This is a genomic window from Streptomyces sp. NPDC004284 (assembly GCF_042874035.1).
Taxonomy (GTDB): domain Bacteria; phylum Actinomycetota; class Actinomycetes; order Streptomycetales; family Streptomycetaceae; genus Streptomyces.
The window spans coordinates 940,120-957,847 of record NZ_JBIAMJ010000002.1; the positions used below are offsets into that span (position 1 = coordinate 940,120).

19 protein-coding genes are annotated in these 17,728 nt (G+C 73.8%); 10 read left to right on the forward strand and 9 right to left on the reverse strand.

Annotated elements, in window-relative coordinates:
* Positions 1–98: 98 nt before the first annotated feature.
* Positions 99–329, reverse strand: coding sequence for a hypothetical protein (locus tag ACFYUS_RS09345; protein WP_388847594.1), 231 nt, complete (start codon positions 327–329; stop codon positions 99–101).
* Between the two features lie 155 nt (positions 330–484).
* On the opposite strand from ACFYUS_RS09345, the gene tatA reads away from it, so the two are divergent.
* Positions 485–694 carry a Sec-independent protein translocase subunit TatA gene (tatA, locus tag ACFYUS_RS09350; RefSeq protein ID WP_388847596.1) on the forward strand — a complete coding sequence of 70 codons (210 nt, stop codon included), beginning with the start codon at positions 485–487 and terminating at the stop codon, positions 692–694.
* Between the two features lie 2 nt (positions 695–696).
* On the opposite strand, the gene ACFYUS_RS09355 is transcribed toward tatA, so the two are convergent.
* On the reverse strand, positions 697–1,218 hold the full coding sequence (locus ACFYUS_RS09355; protein ID WP_388847598.1) for a hypothetical protein: 522 nt from the start codon (positions 1,216–1,218) through the stop codon (positions 697–699).
* 73 nt (positions 1,219–1,291) lie between these two features.
* Positions 1,292–2,809 carry an alkaline phosphatase gene (locus ACFYUS_RS09360; RefSeq protein WP_388847600.1) on the reverse strand — a complete coding sequence of 506 codons (1,518 nt, stop codon included), beginning with the start codon at positions 2,807–2,809 and terminating at the stop codon, positions 1,292–1,294.
* Positions 2,810–3,124: 315 nt separating this feature from the next.
* Here ACFYUS_RS09360 and ACFYUS_RS09365 point away from each other — a divergent pair, with 315 nt between their 5' ends.
* Both ACFYUS_RS09365 and ACFYUS_RS09370 read left to right on the forward strand, forming a co-directional pair.
* Positions 3,125–3,391: a GlsB/YeaQ/YmgE family stress response membrane protein gene (locus ACFYUS_RS09365; RefSeq protein WP_388847602.1), complete on the forward strand. Its 267-nt coding sequence runs from the start codon at positions 3,125–3,127 to the stop codon at positions 3,389–3,391.
* Positions 3,392–3,449: 58 nt separating this feature from the next.
* Positions 3,450–4,034 (forward strand): TerD family protein, encoded by a 585-nt coding sequence (locus ACFYUS_RS09370; protein ID WP_388847604.1) that lies wholly within the window; start codon positions 3,450–3,452, stop codon positions 4,032–4,034.
* 701 nt (positions 4,035–4,735) lie between these two features.
* Here ACFYUS_RS09370 and ACFYUS_RS09375 read toward each other — a convergent pair.
* On the reverse strand, positions 4,736–5,203 hold the full coding sequence (locus ACFYUS_RS09375; protein ID WP_388847606.1) for a winged helix-turn-helix transcriptional regulator: 468 nt from the start codon (positions 5,201–5,203) through the stop codon (positions 4,736–4,738).
* Between the two features lie 112 nt (positions 5,204–5,315).
* On the opposite strand from ACFYUS_RS09375, the gene ACFYUS_RS09380 reads away from it, so the two are divergent.
* Positions 5,316–6,485: a thiolase family protein gene (locus tag ACFYUS_RS09380; protein WP_388847608.1), complete on the forward strand. Its 1,170-nt coding sequence runs from the start codon at positions 5,316–5,318 to the stop codon at positions 6,483–6,485.
* A gap of 69 nt (positions 6,486–6,554) precedes the next feature.
* Here the strand turns inward: ACFYUS_RS09380 and ACFYUS_RS09385 are convergent, their stop codons facing one another.
* Positions 6,555–7,769, reverse strand: a complete 1,215-nt coding sequence (locus ACFYUS_RS09385) for a nitrate/nitrite transporter (protein ID WP_388847610.1) — start codon at positions 7,767–7,769, stop codon at positions 6,555–6,557.
* 261 nt (positions 7,770–8,030) lie between these two features.
* Here ACFYUS_RS09385 and ACFYUS_RS09390 point away from each other — a divergent pair, with 261 nt between their 5' ends.
* From ACFYUS_RS09390 to fdhF, 3 genes are read left to right on the forward strand one after another with little or no spacing between them, the layout of a single operon-like run.
* A complete protein-coding gene (locus tag ACFYUS_RS09390; RefSeq protein WP_388847612.1) occupies positions 8,031–8,264 on the forward strand; it encodes an SHOCT domain-containing protein in 234 nt (77 codons plus the stop codon).
* A gap of 53 nt (positions 8,265–8,317) precedes the next feature.
* Positions 8,318–10,024, forward strand: a complete 1,707-nt coding sequence (locus ACFYUS_RS09395; protein WP_388847614.1) for an NADH-ubiquinone oxidoreductase-F iron-sulfur binding region domain-containing protein — start codon at positions 8,318–8,320, stop codon at positions 10,022–10,024.
* On the forward strand, positions 10,021–12,714 hold the full coding sequence (fdhF, locus tag ACFYUS_RS09400; RefSeq protein ID WP_388847616.1) for a formate dehydrogenase subunit alpha: 2,694 nt from the start codon (positions 10,021–10,023) through the stop codon (positions 12,712–12,714). Before ACFYUS_RS09395 ends, fdhF begins: the two co-directional genes overlap by 4 nt.
* 12 nt (positions 12,715–12,726) lie before the next feature.
* Here the strand turns inward: fdhF and ACFYUS_RS09405 are convergent, their stop codons facing one another.
* Genes ACFYUS_RS09405 through ACFYUS_RS09415 form a run of 3 tightly spaced genes read right to left on the reverse strand, consistent with a single transcriptional unit; the run spans position 12,727 to position 14,436 of the window.
* The gene (locus ACFYUS_RS09405; RefSeq protein WP_388847618.1) at positions 12,727–13,584 is read right to left on the reverse strand and encodes a universal stress protein; all 858 of its coding nucleotides are present in this window, start codon (positions 13,582–13,584) and stop codon (positions 12,727–12,729) included.
* 17 nt (positions 13,585–13,601) lie between these two features.
* Complete coding sequence (locus ACFYUS_RS09410) at positions 13,602–14,261, reverse strand: CBS domain-containing protein (RefSeq protein WP_388847620.1); 660 nt, start codon at positions 14,259–14,261, stop codon at positions 13,602–13,604.
* Between the two features lie 43 nt (positions 14,262–14,304).
* Entirely contained in the window at positions 14,305–14,436 is a 132-nt protein-coding gene (locus tag ACFYUS_RS09415) for a hypothetical protein (protein ID WP_388847622.1), read from the reverse strand.
* Positions 14,437–14,641: 205 nt separating this feature from the next.
* Here ACFYUS_RS09415 and ACFYUS_RS09420 point away from each other — a divergent pair, with 205 nt between their 5' ends.
* Positions 14,642–14,878 (forward strand): DUF1918 domain-containing protein, encoded by a 237-nt coding sequence (locus tag ACFYUS_RS09420; RefSeq protein ID WP_388847786.1) that lies wholly within the window; start codon positions 14,642–14,644, stop codon positions 14,876–14,878.
* On the opposite strand, the gene ACFYUS_RS09425 is transcribed toward ACFYUS_RS09420, so the two are convergent.
* Positions 14,862–15,464 carry a CBS domain-containing protein gene (locus ACFYUS_RS09425; RefSeq protein ID WP_388847624.1) on the reverse strand — a complete coding sequence of 201 codons (603 nt, stop codon included), beginning with the start codon at positions 15,462–15,464 and terminating at the stop codon, positions 14,862–14,864. The two genes, ACFYUS_RS09420 and ACFYUS_RS09425, sit on opposite strands and share 17 nt — an antisense overlap.
* Positions 15,465–15,700: 236 nt before the next feature.
* On the opposite strand from ACFYUS_RS09425, the gene ACFYUS_RS09430 reads away from it, so the two are divergent.
* Together ACFYUS_RS09430 and ACFYUS_RS09435 are read left to right on the forward strand one after the other, a co-directional pair.
* Positions 15,701–16,603, forward strand: a complete 903-nt coding sequence (locus ACFYUS_RS09430; protein WP_388847626.1) for a universal stress protein — start codon at positions 15,701–15,703, stop codon at positions 16,601–16,603.
* Positions 16,600–17,325, forward strand: coding sequence for a helix-turn-helix domain-containing protein (locus ACFYUS_RS09435; protein ID WP_388847628.1), 726 nt, complete (start codon positions 16,600–16,602; stop codon positions 17,323–17,325). Before ACFYUS_RS09430 ends, ACFYUS_RS09435 begins: the two co-directional genes overlap by 4 nt.
* The last annotated feature ends 403 nt before the right edge of the window (positions 17,326–17,728 follow it).

Consider the following 17,728-nt stretch of genomic DNA (forward strand, 5'->3'; position numbering starts at 1 on the left):
TGTCCGCCTCATTCGTCCCGACCCCGTAATGAGGAGACGGCGGGCTCCCCCAAAAGGTTGCACGGCTGCGCAACAGTCGGACTCCGTCGAGCCCCCGCTCACGGACTGGCCGGGTCGTATCCGTATCGCAGCGGCCCGTCCCCGGTGCTCCCGGCGAGCCGGTAGACGTGGAGCGCCTCGACCCGGACCTCGGCGCCGGTCTCCTCGACCGTGCACGGGTAGGTCACCTGCAGCATGAGCGGCCGCCCGGCCACCGTCACGCGCACCCCGTCCGCGGGCCCGCCCGAGAGCACTGCGCTCCGGCGGGCCGCCATGTCACTCGTCCCCATGAGGCAACTTTAAAGGTTGCGCAACTCTTGAACTCACGTGAAGTCCGTCACTCGCCGACACCTCCGAGGGGTGGCGTGCTTCATTCCGTTCGGTTGTACAGTTGCGCAATGCCGCAAGCGTTCTGTCTGCGGCCGACAAGAGGGAGAGTGGCCGAGTGCTCCGCAACGCACTGGAACCATGGCATTTGCTGCTCGTGGCGATCGTGTTCATCGTGCTGTTCGGATCGAAGAGGCTGCCGGACACGGCCCGGTCCCTGGGCAAGTCCCTGCGCATCCTCAAGAGCGAGACGCGCGCCATGCGCGACGACGGCGCGGAGGCCCGTCCCGGGCCGGCTCCCTCCGCCGACCGGGGCGAGGCCGGGTAGGGCTATTCGTTGACGAGCACGGGAACGGAGAGCACCGCCGCGGCGGGCTTCCCGCGCAGGGCCTTCGCGGGGATCGAGAAGTCGATGCCCGTCCCCTCCGCCCGTGGTGCGGCGGGACGGCCCTCCTCCTCGTGGTCCTCCCCGTAGGTGAAGCTCTCCGAGCCGAGGAGGCGGCCGCCGCCGTCGTAGAAGGCGGCGCGCAGTTCCATGGTGATCACGTCGCTGACGTCGGAGGTGATCACCAGATGCCCCGTCAGGGCCCGTCGGCCGTCCAGGACGAGGCGGGTGAAGCGCACGCGGTCGGTGAACGGCCCCTCCGCGACGCGTACCTCCCCCTGCTTCGGTGCCGCCGACAGCAGGGGAGCGGGCGCGGGAGCCGTGCGCGGGGCGGGAAGCGGGGCCGAGGGCCGTGCGGTCGTCGGCCGGGCGTCGGCGGGCCCGGCACCGCCGGAGGCGCCGCAGCCGGTGAGCGGGGCGAGGGCGGCGACGAGGGTCACCGCCGCGGCCAGGGGGCGCAGTCTCATCCGTCATGTCTCCAGACGATGCGCGTCGCGAGGGGCCCGGGTTCGGACCCGGGCCCCTCGTGGACGGTCGGGGTCAGTGGCCGCGGGGAGCGTGGCCGAACAGCGAGCGGTACATCTTCGTGTACAGGTCGGTGTTGTTCTGGCTGACGGCGAAGCGCTCGCCGCCCGGGCCGTACGCGTACAGCGGCACGTCGGCACCGGTGTGGTTGCCGGAGAGGTACGACAGCCAGAGGCTGGCCTCCGGGCTGCCGTCCTGGACGTCCGCCGGGTCGTCCGGGGTGCGGAAGGTGGCCGGGGCGAAGTTCTTCGGGTCGTTCGCGCCGGCGCCGTTGACGATGCCGGAGGAGCGGGCCGGGTCCTTGGCGTTGGCCGAGGAGGAGCGCGACGGCGTGGAGTTGTTCGCCGGGTTGCCCGCGTCGGTGTTGGCCGGCGGGGCGGCCGCCTCGGCGTTGGTGAAGGAGCCCTTCTCGATGATGTTGAAGCCGGCGCACTCGTGGTCCGCCGTCACGACGACCAGGGTGTGGCCGTCCTTCCTGGCGAAGTCGACCGCGGCCTTCACGGCGTCGTCGAACGCCTTGACCTCGTCGAGGGTCTGCGCGGCGTCGTTGGCGTGCGAGCGCTTGTCGATCTGGGCGCCCTCGACCTGGAGGAGGAAGCCCTTCCCGGAGCGGTTGTTCAGCAGGGAGAGGGACTTCCGGGTCATCTCCGCGAGCGTCGGCTCCTGCTTCTGCGGGGCGTCGGCCGGCAGCTTCGCCTTGGCGTTCTCGACGGTCAGGTTGCCGCGGTTGAACAGGCCGATGACCTTGCCGCTCCGGACGTCCGCCAGGTCGTCCCTGGTGGCGACCTTCTGGGTGGCGGCGGTCTGCGCGGGCAGCGCCGGGTCGCCGAAGCTGCCGAGGACCTGGTAGCCCTGCGCCTGGAGCGCCTTCTGGTCGTCCGGCTCGAAGCGGGCCAGGCCGCCGCCGAGGATGACGTCGGCGGTGCCGTTGCGGGCGATCTGCTCGGCGATCGGCGTGATCAGGGTCTGGTCGGCCGGCTTGTCCTCGAACGTGCCGTCGGCCTTCTTGGGCAGGCAGGAGGCGTCCGAGTAGACCGGGCCCTGGCAGCCGCGCAGCAGCGCGTGGCTGAACTGGGCGGCCGGGGTCGCGTCGGTGATCTCGGCGGTGGAGACGTTGCCCGTGGCGAAGCCGGCCCGGTGGGCCTGCTCCATCAGCGTCGCGACGCGGTTCTCGTAGGCGTCGACGCCGAGGGCGGCGTTGTAGGTCTTCACGCCGGACGACCAGGCGGTGGCCGAGCTGGCGGAGTCGGTGACCAGCGCGGGCTGGTCGCTGTCCTTCTCGACGGCGTACGTGGCGACGGCGCCGTAGTTCGGCAGCTTCTCCATGTTCAGCCGGCCGGTGGCGCCGTAGAAGCGCTCGCGCCCGGCGGCCACGTGGGAACGGCTCATGCCGTCGCCGAGCAGGTAGATGACGTTGCGTATCTCCTGGTTCCCCTCGCCGTGCTGCGGCGTGGAGCTGGCGGTGACGGCGACACTCGCGGTCACCGCGCCCGTCACACCGAGCACGATCAGGGTCCTCATGCCTCTGCGCATGTGAGAGATGCCTCCTCGGGCATTCCGACGATCGGCCCACGGCTTCCCCGGCCGTGAGCGCACCCGGGTCCCCCAGGCGCTGCGAGGCTAGGCACGCCCGGTGTACGGGCGGCGGCCTCCGGGTGACGTCGCGGCCAACGCTGCCCGCATGGCTCTCGATCGAGCCACATCGGGCCCTCGATCGAGCCACCCGGAGCCGCAACCCTCCACGACCCGTTCGCGTCATTCCCGCTGTGTACGGTTGCGCAACTGCGCAATACAGGGTTGCCGGGGCGGATCGGGTCCGCCTCCGGCGCGGGAGAAGAGGAAACCGCCGTGGGCGTCATCAGCTGGATCATCCTCGGGCTCATTGCCGGAGCCGTCGCCAAACTCCTGCTCCCGGGCCGGGATCCGGGCGGTCTGATCATCACCACCCTCATCGGCATCGCCGGATCCTTCGTCGGCGGCTGGCTGTCCGCCCGCTTCCTCGACCGGCCCGTGGCGAACGAGTTCTTCGACCCGGCCACGTGGGGAGCGGCCATCGCCGGTTCCTTCGTCCTGCTCGTCGGGTACCGGCTCCTGTTCGGCAACTCGCGCGACTGACCCGCGCCCGTGCTCACTTCACGTTCCGCGACGCCGTCAGGAAGAGGATGATTCCCGCATGATGACGCTCACGAAGGAAGACGGTCCGGCGGACCTGGACGGGGTCACCCACATGTCCATAGGCGTGTCCTGGGACCCCACGGCCGGCAGCAGCGGCGGGGTGATGGGCAAGCTCCGCCGCAAGAAGGGCACCGACCTGGACCTCATCGCCATCGCGATGCACGACGGCGACCCGGTGCGCCTGGCCGGTCTCGACTCCCTGGACCCCATGGGCAACGGCTCCCTGGTCCACAGCGGCGACAACCAGACCGGCCACGGCGACGGCGACGACGAGACGGTGACCGTCGAGTTCGCGCGGATCCCGCCCCACGTCACCTCGATCGTGTTCATCGCCGCCGCCTACAAGAAGGGCAGTTCGTTCCAGCAGGCGCGCAACATCAGCTTCAAGGTGTACGACGCGACCGGGGGCAGCTCCCAGCAGGTGGCCGACATCTGGCCCAGCCTGCTCACCAACGACAACGGCTGCGCCGTGGCCAAGGCCATGAGGGTCGGCGACAGCTGGAAGCTCGAAGTGATCAACCAGACGGGCAAGATCAAGCAGGGCGACGAGCAGGCCCTGATGCGCTTCGCCGCGACCAAGTGACGCGAGCACGGCGCGAGTCGGCTTCGGTCCGCCCCTTCGGCACAGTCCGAACGGCGGCCTGAGGTACGACGGCCGGCTCGCGTCCTCGGACCGGCTCGCGTCCTCGGACCGGCTCGTGGTCTCGGACCGGGGCGCATCGTCGGACCGGGTCGGCACGGCCGGGAGTTCGGCCTGGTCCGGGTGGATGCGCCGGCCGCCGTACCGGGCGCTGCGTCCCGCCCGGCCTGCGCGGGTCGGGACGGCCGGCCTGCTCGCGTTCGAGGAGGACGTCGACGCCGCCGTCGATCGCCGTCGGCGCCAGGGTCCCGACTCCTCGAAGAAACGGATTCCGCAGGCGTGCTCGACGGCGCGCGGGCGCGGTGCGGAGCGGGCGCCGAGCGTGCCCCGGACCTGGTACCGCCCCATGCGCCGTACGATCCGCGCCTCGTCGTGGTGGGCGCCGCACTCGGCCGCCTCGGCGGTCCCGAGGCCGACGGGCCCGAGGGGTTCGAGGGGTTCGGGTTCGGCCGGGCCGATGACGAGTACGCCGGCGCCCGCCCGGCTCAGGTACTCGTCGGCGCCGATCCGAACATGCCCACGCCGATGACCACGACGTCGAAGTGGTCCGTGTCAGGGCGGGTGGCCTTCCCGGTCGGGGTTCCGTCATGCCGGCGCCCGCCCGGCTCGGGGGCGCCGCCGCGCGCGTCAGGCCGCGGTGGCGGTCACCGGCCGTCCTCCACGGGGCCCGAGACGGTCCAGCCCGGCGCGTGCACATGGTGCTTCAGGCTGGCGCGGTCGGCCTCCTCGCCGCAGCTCCCGCAGACCACGCGCGGGTTCAGGGGCTCGCCGCAGCTGTGCTCCAGGACCACCGGCCGGGCCTCCGCGTTGAGGTGGCGGTCGCCCCAGGCCATCAGGGTGACCAGCACGGGACCCAGCTCCTCGCCGGCCGGGGTGGCCCGGTACTCGTAGCGCCTGGGCCTCTCGCTGTACGCGACCTTCTCCAGGATCCCGGCCTCGACGAGCCGCTTGAGGCGGGCGGTGAGGATGTCGCGCGGCGCCCCGGTGTTGCGGGCGATCCGGTCGAAGCGGCGGACGCCGAGGGAGACCTCGCGCAGCACGAGGAGGGAGTACTTCTCGCCGACGAGCGCGAGGGTGTCGGCGATCGAGCAGGGGCGGGGCGCGGCCTTCATGCGCCCAGGCTAGTACAAGGGAGCAAGAGAGGGTTTGATAATCCAACTCACTCGGCTATGTTACTCACACGTGTTGGTCCAGATTTCCAACCCTCCATGTGGGAGTCGTGTCATGCGTGACGCCGTCATCGTCGAAGCAGTCCGTACGCCGATCGGGAAGGGCAAGCCGGGCGGGTCCCTCGCCGACGTCCACCCCGTCGCCCTCCTCTCGCACACCCTGCGCGCCCTGATCGACCGCTCCGGCGTCGACCCCGCCCTCGTCGACGACGTCATCGGGGGCACCGTCGACCAGGTCGGCGAGCAGGCCATGAACACCACCCGTTACGCCTGGCTCGGCGCGGGCCTGCCCGAGACCGTGCCGGCCACCACCGTCGACCGGCAGTGCGGCTCCTCCCAGCAGGCCGTGCACTTCGCCGCCCAGGGCGTCATGTCCGGCGCGTACGACATCGTCGTGGCCTGCGGCGTCGAGTCCATGAGCCGTGTCCCCATGTGGTCCAACGTGCCGCCCGGCGCCGACCCCTTCGGCCCCGGCGTGGCCGCGCGCTACCCCGAGGGCCTGGTGCCACAGGGCATCAGCGCCGAGCTCATCGCCGCCAAGTGGTCCATCGGCCGCGAGGCCATGGACGAGTTCTCCGCCGCCTCGCACCTCAAGGCCGCGCGCAGCTGGTCGGACGGCTTCTTCGACGACCAGGTCGTGCCGTACGGGGACGTGCGCCGCGACGAGTCGGTGCGGCCCGCGACCACGCCCGAGATCCTCGCCGGCCTCCGGCCCTCCTTCGAGGACCCCGGCTTCGCCGAGCGCTTCCCGCAGATCGAGTGGTCGGTCACCGCCGGGAACAGCAGCCCGATCAACGACGGCGCCTCCGCCGTCCTCGTCATGGCCGCCGAGACCGCCCGCAGCCTCGGCCTGCGCCCGCTCGCCCGGCTGCACTCCTTCGCCGTCACCGGCTCCGACCCGCTGCTCATGCTCACCGGCGTCATCCCCGCCACCGAGAAGGTGCTGCGCCGCGCCGGGCTCTCCCTCGACGACATCGACCTCTTCGAGGTCAACGAGGCCTTCGCGAGCGTCGTCCTCGCCTGGCAGCAGGAGACCGGCGCCGACCCGGCGAGGGTCAACGTCCACGGCGGCGCCATCGCCCTCGGCCACCCGCTCGGCGCGAGCGGCACCCGCCTGACGACGACCCTGGTCCACGCCCTGCGGGCGCGCGGCGGACGGTACGGGCTCCAGGCGATGTGCGAGGCCGGGGGACTGGCGAACGCCATGATCGTCGAAGCGCTGTGAGACGGCGGACCCGGGTGCCCGACGCGGCGCCCGGGCCCGCCGCCGTCGCGAGGCCCGCCGGAGCGGTGGTCACGCGCCCGCGGTCGCCCGGGCGCGCCGCCGGACGACGGTGGCGGCCAGGACGCCCGCGCCCGTCGCGGTGACGGCGAGGAGGACGAACCCCCACGTGTAGTCGTGCGCGACGCTGTCGACCACGCCCATCACGAGGGGCGGGAAGAAGCCTCCGAGGCCGCCCGCCGCCCCGACCACCCCGGTCACCGCGCCGACCCGCTCGGCCGGGACCAGACGCGCGACGAGCGCGAAGACCGCCCCGGACCCGGCTCCCAGGCCCGCTGCCATGCCGAAGAAGGCCGCCGTCCCGACGGGCACCAGTTCCGCCTCGAACGCCGCGACCAGGGCACACGCCGCGACGAGCCCGTACGAGACCGTCAGGACGGGTACGGGGTGGAGGCGGTCCGACAGCCAGCCGCCCACCGGCCGCATCGCCACGGCGAGGACGACGAATCCCGCGGTCCGCAGTGCCGCGTCGGGGCGGTCGAGCCCGTAGGCCCTGGTGAGGTAGGTCGGCAGGTAGACGCTGAAGGCGACGAAGCCGCCGAAGGACACGGCGTACAGGAAGGACAGGTGCCAGGTGGCCGGCGTGCGCAGGGCCCGCGCCGTGCGCGAGAGCAGCGTTCCCGCCGCCGTCGCGCGCCCCGGACGGTCCCGGAGCAGCGACCAGGCCGCTCCGGCGTACACGGCGAGGCAGGCGGACACGAGATCGAAAGGGGCGGCACGACCGACGGCGTCGGCGAGCTGGACGGTGGTGAACGCCGACAGGGCCGTCCCCCCGGTGCCGATGCCGAAGATCCCGAGAGCGACGCCCCGCCGCGCGGGCGGGTACCAGGCGTTGACGAACGGCGCGCCGACGGCGAAGGCCGTTCCCCCGAGCCCCAGGAAGAAGCCGCCCGCGAGCACCTCGGCGAACGAGTCGGCCAGGTGACCGAGGTACAGCACGGGGAGGATCGTCAGGGCCGCGACGAACGGGAAGACCCGGCGGGCGCCCCAGCGGTCCGTCAGCGCCCCCGCCGGGATCCGGCCGAGCGCCCCGACCACCACGGGCACCGCGACCACCAGCGACTGTTCGAAGGAGCTGAGGCCGAGGTCGTCCCGGATCCGCGGGCCGAGCGGGGCCAGCAGCGCCCACGCCCAGAAGCAGAGCGTGAACCCGAGGGTGGCGAGGAGCAGCATCTGCCACGGCCGTGGTGCGTCCGCGGCGGGCGGGCTGCCCGAGTTCCGGAACATGGCGGCCTCCCGGCATCGATCCGCGGGGCGGTGCGAGCGCTGCTGTCCCCAGCCTCCGGACGCGGGGGGCCGGACTCCAAGGGCCGGTCGTTCCCTTCCCCGACCGACCGGCCCCTCGCCGGGGGCCGACCGGCCCTGTGCGGGGCGCCACCGGCCGGGCAGCCTGAAGGTGCCGGACGGACCGGAGGCAAGGGGTCCGGCACCTGCCCGGTCCGGCCGTCGGGAGCGTGATCGGCGATGATGTTCTGGTACGGAGACGGCATGAACGGATGGGGCTGGTTCGCCCTGTCCGCCGGGATGCTGCTGTTCTGGGGGCTCCTCATCACCGTCGCGGTGATGCTCTTCCGTACGGTGGGCCGTCCCGCGGAACGCCCGCCGGAGCACCGGCCCGCCACCTCGGCCGAACAGATCCTGGGCGAGCGGCTGGCGCGCGGTGACATCGACGAGGAGGAGTACCGCCGGCGCCTGGCCGCGCTGCGTGGCTCGGAACCGTGAATCCCGTGACCGACCGGGATGCGGCCGGGGGCGCGGCCGGTCACCCTGAGGACATGAGCGGTCCGATGCCCGGGGAACGAGGCGGACGCCGAGACGCGCTCCGTGAGCTGACCGCACGGCACGGAGGGCGCGGAGGAGTTCTGCCGGCCGCGCTGGCGCGCGCCAGGTCCCGTACCGCCGAAGCCCCCGGGGCATGGGCGCCCCGGGTCGCGGAGGAAGCCGGACTTCCGGCCGCCGCGGGGCTCGGCCCCGCCGCCTTCTTCGCCGACCTCGCCGCCCCGCACGGCGAGCGGCACGTACGGGTGTGCACCGCGACGGCGTGCTTCGCCGCGCGGGGCGGGAGGCATCTGGCGGAGGTGGAGGACGCGCTCGGAGCGGCGGCGGGCACGGTCGACGAGACGGGTTCCACCTCGCTGCAGTCCGTGCACTGCCTCGGCTACTGCTACGCGGGCCCCGCCGCCCTCGACGGTGCCCTTCCCCGCGCGGGGCCGGACCTGGCCGACCAGCTCGGCGGGCGGGCGGAACCGCGCGCGCCGGGCATCCCCACGGCCGACACCACCGGCGCGCCCGTCCTGCTCGCGGGGATCGCGGGCGGCCACTCCGCCTGGGAGGTGTGGCGCGAGACGGTGGCCGGGCGGCGGGCCGAGGACGTGCGGAAGGAGATCGCCGTCTCGGGACTGCGCGGGCGCGGCGGCGCCGGATTCCCGGTGGCGGCCAAGTGGGCCGCGGCGGAGGGAGGCCCGGACACCGTCGTCGTCGCCAACGGGGACGAGGGCGACCCGGGCTCGTACGCCGACCGCCTGCTCATGGAGGAGGACCCCGGACGCGTCCTCGCGGGACTCGCCCTGGCCTGCTTCGCCTGCGGCGCCCGGCACGGGATCGTCCTGGTGCGCTCCGAGTACCCGAAGGCCATGGCCCGGCTGCGCCGGGCGGTGGAACGCGCGACGGAGGCGGGGGACCTGGCCCCCTCGGCCGGGGCGGCCGGACCGCGCCCGTTCGTCGAGATCGCCGAAGGAGCGGGCTCCTACGTCTCCGGCGAGGAGACCGCCCTCGTCGCCCGCCTCGAAGGCGCCCGCGGCTGCGCCCGCCCCCGGCCCCCCTACCCCACGGACCACGGCCTGTGGGACGCGCCGACCGTGGTCAACAACGTGGAGACCCTGGCGGCCGTGCCCTGGATCGTCGCCCACGGCGGAGCGTCCTACGCCCGCCGCGGCACACCGGACGAGACCGGCACCAAGCTGGTGTGCCTGTCCGAACGCTTCGCCCGCCCCGGGGCCTACGAGGTCGAACTCGGCACCCCCGTGGACGAGATCGTCGCCCGGTTCGGCCGCGGCCTCAAGGACGGCCGTGAGCTCGTCGCCCTCCAGATCGGCGGCCCCCTCGGCGGCTTCCTCGCCGGGACGGAGCTCGCCGTCCCGCTCGCCACGGCAGCGCTCGCCGAGCACGGCGCCGCCCTCGGCCACGCCGGCATGGTCGCCTTCGATGCCGCCGTCGACCCGCACGAACTCCTCCGGCACATCTGGGAGTTCGCCGCCGACGAGAGCTGCGGAGCCTGCTCGCCCTGCCGGGTCGGCACCCGGCGAGGACTCGAAGGCGCGCAAGGCCGGGGCGGGCCGGGGGAGTTCCCGGGGGAGTCCTACGCACGTCTGGCGCGGCTGATGAGCGAGGCGAGTCTCTGCGCCTTCGGCCGCCGTGTTCCCGCCGCCGTCCGCAGCCTGGCCCGCGCGTACGGTCCGGCCCTGGAAGGATGGGACCGATGACCCGGCTCCAGGTCGACGGCGTCCCGGTCGAAGTGCCCGACGGATCCTCGCTGCTCGACGCGGTACGTGCCGCCGGAGCCGACCTGCCCACCCTCTGCCACGACGACCGCCTCCGGCCGGCCGGCTCCTGCCGGACCTGCCTGGTCCGCGCCGACGGGCGGACCGTCGCCGCCTGCGTCACACCCGCCGCGCCGGGCCTCACCGTCGACACCACCGGCGAGGACGTGCGGAGTCTGCGCCGGGACGCGGTCGCCCTGATCGCCTCGGCGCTTCCCCCGCACGCGCTCGCCGACAGCACGCGCAGTGAACTTGCCGACACCTGCCGGGACTTGGGGATACCCGCCGAGACGGCCGCCGGCGATCCGAGCCGCGGCCGGGACGAGAGCCACCCGTACGTCCACCTCGACCGCGACCTGTGCATCGCGTGCGGGCGCTGCGTACGGATGTGCTCCGACGTCCAGGGCACGTTCGCGCTCACCCTCACCGGGCGGGGCGCCGACACGGTCGTCGCACCGGGAACCGGCGGCCCCTGGGCCGAGTCCGACTGCGTCTCCTGCGGCGGCTGCGTCGACACCTGCCCCACCGGGGCCATCACCCGGCCCGGACCCGGCCAGGGCCTCACCTCGCGGCGGCCGCCCGCCGACCGCGTGCGCACCACCTGCGGCTACTGCGGAGTCGGCTGCACCCTCGACGTCGTCGTCCGCGACGAGCGGGTCGCCGCCGTGCTCCCCGCCCGGGACGGGCCGGTCAACCGGGGCCACGCCTGCGTCAAGGGCCGCTTCGCGTACGGATACCTCGACTCCGCCGAACGCCTCACCGAACCCCTGATCCGCGAGAACGGAGCTCTGAGACCCGCCAGTTGGGCGGAGGCGGTGGCCCGGATCGCCGACGGCCTGCGCGCCGCGGTACGTGACGGCGGTCCCGACGCGGTCGCCGCGATCTCCTCGGCCCGCGCCACCAACGAGGAGAACTACCTCGTCCAGAAGTTCCTGCGGGCCGTCATCGGCACCAACAACGTCGACAACTGCTCCCGTCTCTGCCACGCCCCGTCCGCCGCCGGGCTCACGGCGTCCTTCGGGAGGGCCGGCGGCACCGACCCGTTCGACGACGTCGAGACCGCCGACTGCCTCCTGGTCGTCGGGGCCAACCCGGTCGAAGCCCACCCCGTCGTCGGTGCCCGTCTCCTGCGGCGGGCACTCGCAGGGGCTTCCCTGATCGTCGCCGACCCCCGCGCGGTGGGTCTCGCCCGTCATGCCGACGTGCACCTGCGTCCGCGCCCCGGTACGAACGTCGCCCTCTTCCACGGCCTCGCCCACGTCCTCGTCGCCGAAGGCCTGACCGACCCGGGCTTCCTGCGTGACCGCGCCACCGGACTGGACGAACTCACCGAACTGCTCACCGACTACCCGCCCGAGCGGGTCGCCGGGATCACCGGGGTGCCGGCCGACGACATCAGGAAGGCCGCCCGGCTCTACGGCCGCGCCGAACGACCGGCCGTCCTGTACGGACTCGGCGTCACCGAGCACCTGCACGGCACCGACGGCGTGCGCACCCTGGCGAACCTCCCCATCCTGCGCGGAGCCGTCGGCGGCACCGGCCGCGGGTTCGGCATCAGCCCCCTCCGGGGCCAGAACAACGTGCAGGGTGCCTCCGACATGGGCGCCCTGCCCGACCTGCTCCCCGGCTACGGCCGTGTCACCGACCCCGAGGCCCGCGCCCGTGCCGAGGCGGTGTGGGGCCGGCCGGTCCCGCCGGCACCGGGACTGCGCATCCCCGAGATGTTCGCGGCGGCGCGGGAGGGCCGGCTGCGGGCGCTGTGGATCATCGGCGAGGACGTGTGCGCGACCGACCCCGACAGCCGTCGCGTCACCGAGGCCCTCGACGCCTGCCCGCTCGTCGTCGTCGACGAACTGTTCCTCGGCGAGACCGCCCGGCACGCCGATGTCGTCCTGCCCGTGGCCTCCTGGCTGGAGAAGGACGGGACCTTCGTCAACTTCGACCGCCGCTTCCAGCGCGTACGGCGGGCGGTGACCCCGCCCGGCACGGCGCGCTCCGACTTCGAGGCCGTGCACGCCGTCGCCGAGGCCCTCGGCGCCGACCTCGGCTGCCCCACACCGGCGGCCGCCCTCGCCGAGTGCGGACGCGTGACACCCCTCTTCGCCGGACTCTCGCACGAGCGGCTCGACCGGGAGGGGGCCGTTCCCTGGCCCTGCCCCGCACCGGACCGGCCGGGCGAACGAACGCTGTACGCCGAGGAGTTCGCCACTCCCGACGGGCGCGCCCACCTGTCGGCGGCCCCCTACCTGCCGCCCGGCGAGGAACCGGACCAGGCCTATCCGCTGATCCTCGTCACGGGGCGCCGCTGGGCCCACTACAACTCCGGGAGCATGACCCGGCGCGGCGGCAACCTCCTTCTCGACACGTACGAACACCTGGACCTGAACGCGGAGGACGCCACCCGGTCCGGCGTCCGGGACGGCACCCCGGTCACCGTCGAGAGCCGCCACGGACAGGCCCGGCTCGTCGCCCGCGTCGGGACGGAACTCGCCCCCGGTCAGGTCTTCTGCGCCTTCCACTTCCCGGCCAGCGGCGTCAACTCCCTCACCTCGGAGCACGCCGACACCGTGACCTCGTGCCCGGAGTACAAGGTCACGGCGGTACGGCTGCGGCCGACGGCCCCCGACGACTGACCGGCACCGCGCTCAGTCATGGGGCACGAGGGCCACGGGCACCGGGCTGTGGTGCAGCACCGCGTGGGCCACGCTCCCGATGTGCGCGCCGAGGACGGAACGGCGGGTACGCCTGCCGACCACGACGAGCGAGGCCCCGCCGGCGGCCCCGACCAGTTCGAGACCGGCCGATCCGACCACCACACGGGCGGCGACCTCGACACCGGGGTACTTCGCGCGCCAGGGCTCCAGCAGCTCCTCCAGCGAACGCTCGATCTCCGGAGCCAGGGCGAGGCGGATGTCCGGGACCATGGCGGGCCCGAGCCCGGCGAACAGCGGAAGCTGCTCCGCGTACACGACATGGACCGGGGAGCCACGCCGTGCGGCCTCCTCGAAGGCGAAACCCAGAACGGCGTCCACGGGCTGCCGCACATCGGTCCCCACCAGGACGGGACCCCTCGACGCGGTCGCCTCGCCGCCGGCCCGTACCAGGACGACGGGCCGTTCGACGGCACCGGCGACCGTCAGGCCGACCGAGCCGATCAGATAGCCGGCCACGCCGCTGAGGGCCCGTGAGCCGAGGACCAGCAGTTCGCCCTCCTCGGCCGCGGCGACGAGGCCCGGCACGGGGCCCGCGGGCAGCAGCCGGGTGGTCACCGACAGACCGGGACGGCGCGCGCGCAGCCCGTCGGCGACGCGCGCCACCATCTCTTCGGCCCACGCCTCCTCGGACTCCCGGGGCGCGAGCGACAGCATGGCCTCCGGCACCGGTTCCTTCGCGTACACCAGATGGACGCCGGTGCCGCGCAGCAGGGCCTCTTCGGCCGCCCACTCCGCGGCAGCCTTCGCCTGTTCCGTGCCGTCCAGACCGACCACGATGTTCCGCGTCATGACCGTGCACCTCCTCGTCAGATGTCGTCGACGTCGTACAGGAGACGGGTGGAGGAGACCGAGACCACGCCGTCGACGGTCGCGCACATGCGCTCGATGGCCGGGATCATGCGCCGGAAGGGAAGGGTTCCGCTGAGCTCCACACGGCCGTCCCGCACCTCGACGGTGAGCGCGGCCGGTCCGAGACGCAGCGTTTCGCCGAGCACGTCCTCGACGATCTCCCGACGGATGTCGTCGTCCTCGCGGAGGAAGACGCCCAGCAGGTCACGGCGGCTCACGATGCCCAGCAGCCGGTCCTCGCCGTCGACGACGACGAGCCGCTTGACCCCATGGACCTCCATCAGCCGGGCCGCCTCCGCCACGGTCCAGTCCGGACGGGCGCACACGGCGGGCGCGGACATCAGCTCCTCGGCCCGCGTCCCCTCGGCCTTCGCCCGCTCCCACGCCTCCAGGTCCGGAACGGCCGGCAGACCGTCCGGCCCGGCGGCCCGGTCGGCGGTCTTGCGGAGCAGATCCCCTTCCGACACGACCCCGATCACCCGGCCTTTGCCGTCCAGGACGGGAACGGCGGTCACCCGGTGCCGCGCGAGCACGCGGACGATCTCCTTGAACGGGGCGTCGCCGAGGACGCTCACCACTTCACGGGTCATCAGCCGGTCGATCCTGCGGTGCCGCATCACGTCCTCCTTCGGTGCAGGCTCACGACTCCGTCGTCGACACTCACACGGATCGCGTCGGGGCGGGGCGCGGGGTGTCGGCCAGGACGTCGTGCTCGATCTCCTTGAACGGAGTCGTCGGGGCGGCGGTGACCACGTCGTGCGTCAGCACCTCGAAAACCGTGCGGTGCTGCATGACGGTCCTCCTTCCCGGGAGGCCTCGGCCCCGGCAGATCTCACCCTCCTGCGTGGATCCCGGCCCGGGGCAGTGCCGAACGGTCCCCTTCCGGGACTGTTGGCCCCTATGAAGGCGACCGACCGGGACACGCGGTGGGAGGCAGGAGCACGGGCCCAGGAGGCGAGAACCATGACGGCGACCGGGACACTGCAGACCCAGGAGAATCCCCGCGCCGGGCTGTGGGCCCACGTCGGCGACCGGCCGGTCGCCGACGGCGCCACGGTCGGGGACGAAGGGCGCGACGGCGGGATCGTCGGGCCGCACCACGCGGACGGGTACCCCGCCCTTCGACGTCCGCCGGTCGGACACGGGCCGGGTCACGCCGGTGTTCCCGGGCCCGGACGCCCGGGGCCAGCACTTCCCGCCGCACGGCACGAAGGCCCTCAGGCGGGGGCCGTGAAGTCCGCCACGGCCTCCACCACGCCGGGCACGGCCCGGGTCAGGCGCAGGGCCAGATCCGGGCTGACGGACTGCGGCAGGCGTCCGGCGAGCGTCACCGCCCCGTCCTCGACCCGCACGGTGAGCGCGGTGTCGCCCCCGGGGATCAGATGCGTGAGGAGCTCGTGGCGCACGTCCTCGGCGAGTTCGGCGTCGGAGCGCAGATAGATCTTGAGCAGGTCGCCCCGGCTGACGACGCCGACCGGTCGGCCGTCCCCGTCCACCACGGGAAGCCGCTTGAGACGGTCCCGCCCCATCAACCGCGCGGCCCCCGCGATCGTGGCACCGCGCGGAACGGTCACGGCCGGAGCCGACATCAGGCTGCCCGCCGTCACCGGTCCCGCACCGCCGGGTTCTTCTCCCGGAAGCTTGCCGAGCACGTCGGCCTCGGACACCACACCGACCACCCGCCCCTCGGCGGACAGCACGGCGACCGCGCTCACACCCCAGCGCCGCATGGACCGGACGATCTCCTTGACCGGCGCGTCGAGCCTGGCGGAGACCACCGCGTGGGTCATCACGTCGTCGACGGTACGCGGATGCCTCATGGCGCGCCTCCGGTTCTTCCGCGCCCCCGGGTCCTGTCCGTGCGAGCGTGTCGCCGCGGGTCACGGGACGACAAGGGCCGAACGGGGCACCTCGTGCCCCGAACAGCCCTGGCACGCACCGCGGGCGGTGCCGTCCGGGCGGACCGAGCCCGGGACCGATCGGCCCTACCGCGCCGCGGAGGCCCGGTGTGAGTGTGGCAGCAAGCCATCTCACGACCCGGAAAGGCGGTGGCACGATGAAATCGCCCCTGGTGGTAGGAGTCGACGGGTCCGACGCCAGTCTCACGGCCCTGGACTGGGCCGTCGACGAGGCGGTGCGGCACGCGCTTCCCCTGCGCATCGTCCACGCCTCGCTGTGGGAACGGTACGAGGGAGTCGTGCCGGCCTGGAGCACGGACCGGCCGTCGGGGCAGGTCTTCGCCGAGAACGTCGTCGCCACCGCGGCCGAACGCGCCCGGCGCCGTGCCCCCGACCTTCCCCTCGTCACGGACGTCCTCCCCGAGGACGCGTCCACCGCGCTGCTCAGGGAGGGACAGGAGAGCACGATCCTCGTCGTGGGGTCCCGCGGACGAGGCGAGTTCGCCGACCTGCTGCTCGGATCCGTCGGCCTCGTCGTGGCCGCCCGGGCACTCGGCCCGGTCGTCGTCGTCCGCGGGGACCGGCAGGCTCTGGAGGCACGCCACGGACGCGTCCTGCTCGGCATCGGAGAGCACGACGTGGACTCGTCGGCCGTACGGTTCGCCTTCCACGAGGCGGCGGTACGGGACGCGGAACTCGATGTCGTCCATACCTGGCGGCGGCCGGCGCACGGACCGGCGGACCACCTGCTGATGAGGCGCGCCGGGGGAGCGTACTTCACGGAGGAGTCCTCCACGGTGCTCGACAAGGCCCTTGAGTCCGCGGCGTCCGAACATCCTCAGGTGCGTCTGCGCAGGAGCTCGGTCGAGGGACCGGCCCACAAGGTGCTGACCGAGCGCTCGGCCGCCGCCGACCTCCTGGTCGTCGGGGCGCGGCGGCGGGAGGGGCGGCTCGTCGGTCTGGAGCTCGGCAGGGTCGCCCACCGCGCCCTGCACCACGCCTCGTGCCCGGTCGCCGTCGTGCCCCAGCGGCGTTCGGAGAGCACGGAAGGACAGCGATGATGAGCACGAACGGTGACCGGAACCCTCCGCACGCCGCCGGCGACCTCGGCCGCCGCGTCGCGGCCGGACGCGTACGACTCGGCCTGTCCCGGGAGGAGGTGGCCGCACGGGCCGGCTCCACACCCGGCTACATCGCCTACGTGGAGGAGGGACTGCCCGTGCCCGGGATCGAGTTCCTGGTCCGCCTCGCGAACGCCCTGGAGACCACCGTCCAGGAACTCACCGGGTACACCGCGGATCTCGCGCCCGGCGCGGCCCGTGCCGGGTACGGGGCGAGGATGGAGGAGATCGGCGAGGCCGAGTGCTGGGAGCTGCTCGACGGCCACGGCGTCGGCCGGGTCGCCGTCGAAGGACCGGACGGCATGGCGGTGTTCCCCGTGAACTACCAGGTCGTCGACGGGGAGATCGTCTTCATGACCGCCGCGGACTCGTCCCTCGCGCGCGCCTCGGTGTCCGGCGCGGAGGTCGCCTTCGAGGAGGACCATCTGGACGAGGCCTTCAGTCAGGGCTGGAGCGTGCTCTTCGTCGGCCCGGTGCACACGGTGTCGGACGAGGCCGGGGTACGGAGGGCCAGGAGTGCCGTCCACTCGGCGCCGTGGGCGGGAGACGGGAGGGACACCGTCGTCACGCTCGCACCCCGCCGGGTGACCGGACGGCGCATCACGGTGCCGGGCGCGCCGGGCACACCGCCCGGGGAGGGCGGCGGGACCACCGCCGGGTGACCACGTGCGAGCGCCCGCGTGACGCGGCTCCGGCGTCAGCGCCCGCCGGTGGAGGCGTCGACCGCCAGCATGCCGCTGCTCTTCCCGAGCGCAGGGTGCGCAGGGTGCAGGAGCCGGGGAACGCCACGGCCTCGCCCGCCGTAAGGCCGCTGCCGGGCCCGGTCCAGGGGCGTCACCGGGGCGCCGTCGCCACGGAGCCGGCCATGCCCGCCCGTCGTGCCGGGCCCCATGCGCAGTCGTCCCGATCCCTCGCTCCCGGTCCCGTGCCGGGCCCCCGCGCGCCCCAGTCGTGGCCCGCCCCGCCCGGTCTCCAGCGGTCACTGCCGGAGGAGCCGGGCCGGGCGGCGGCCGGGACGAGGGACACGCCGCCGGCCGCGCATCCCGAGGCCGACGTGCCGGCCGG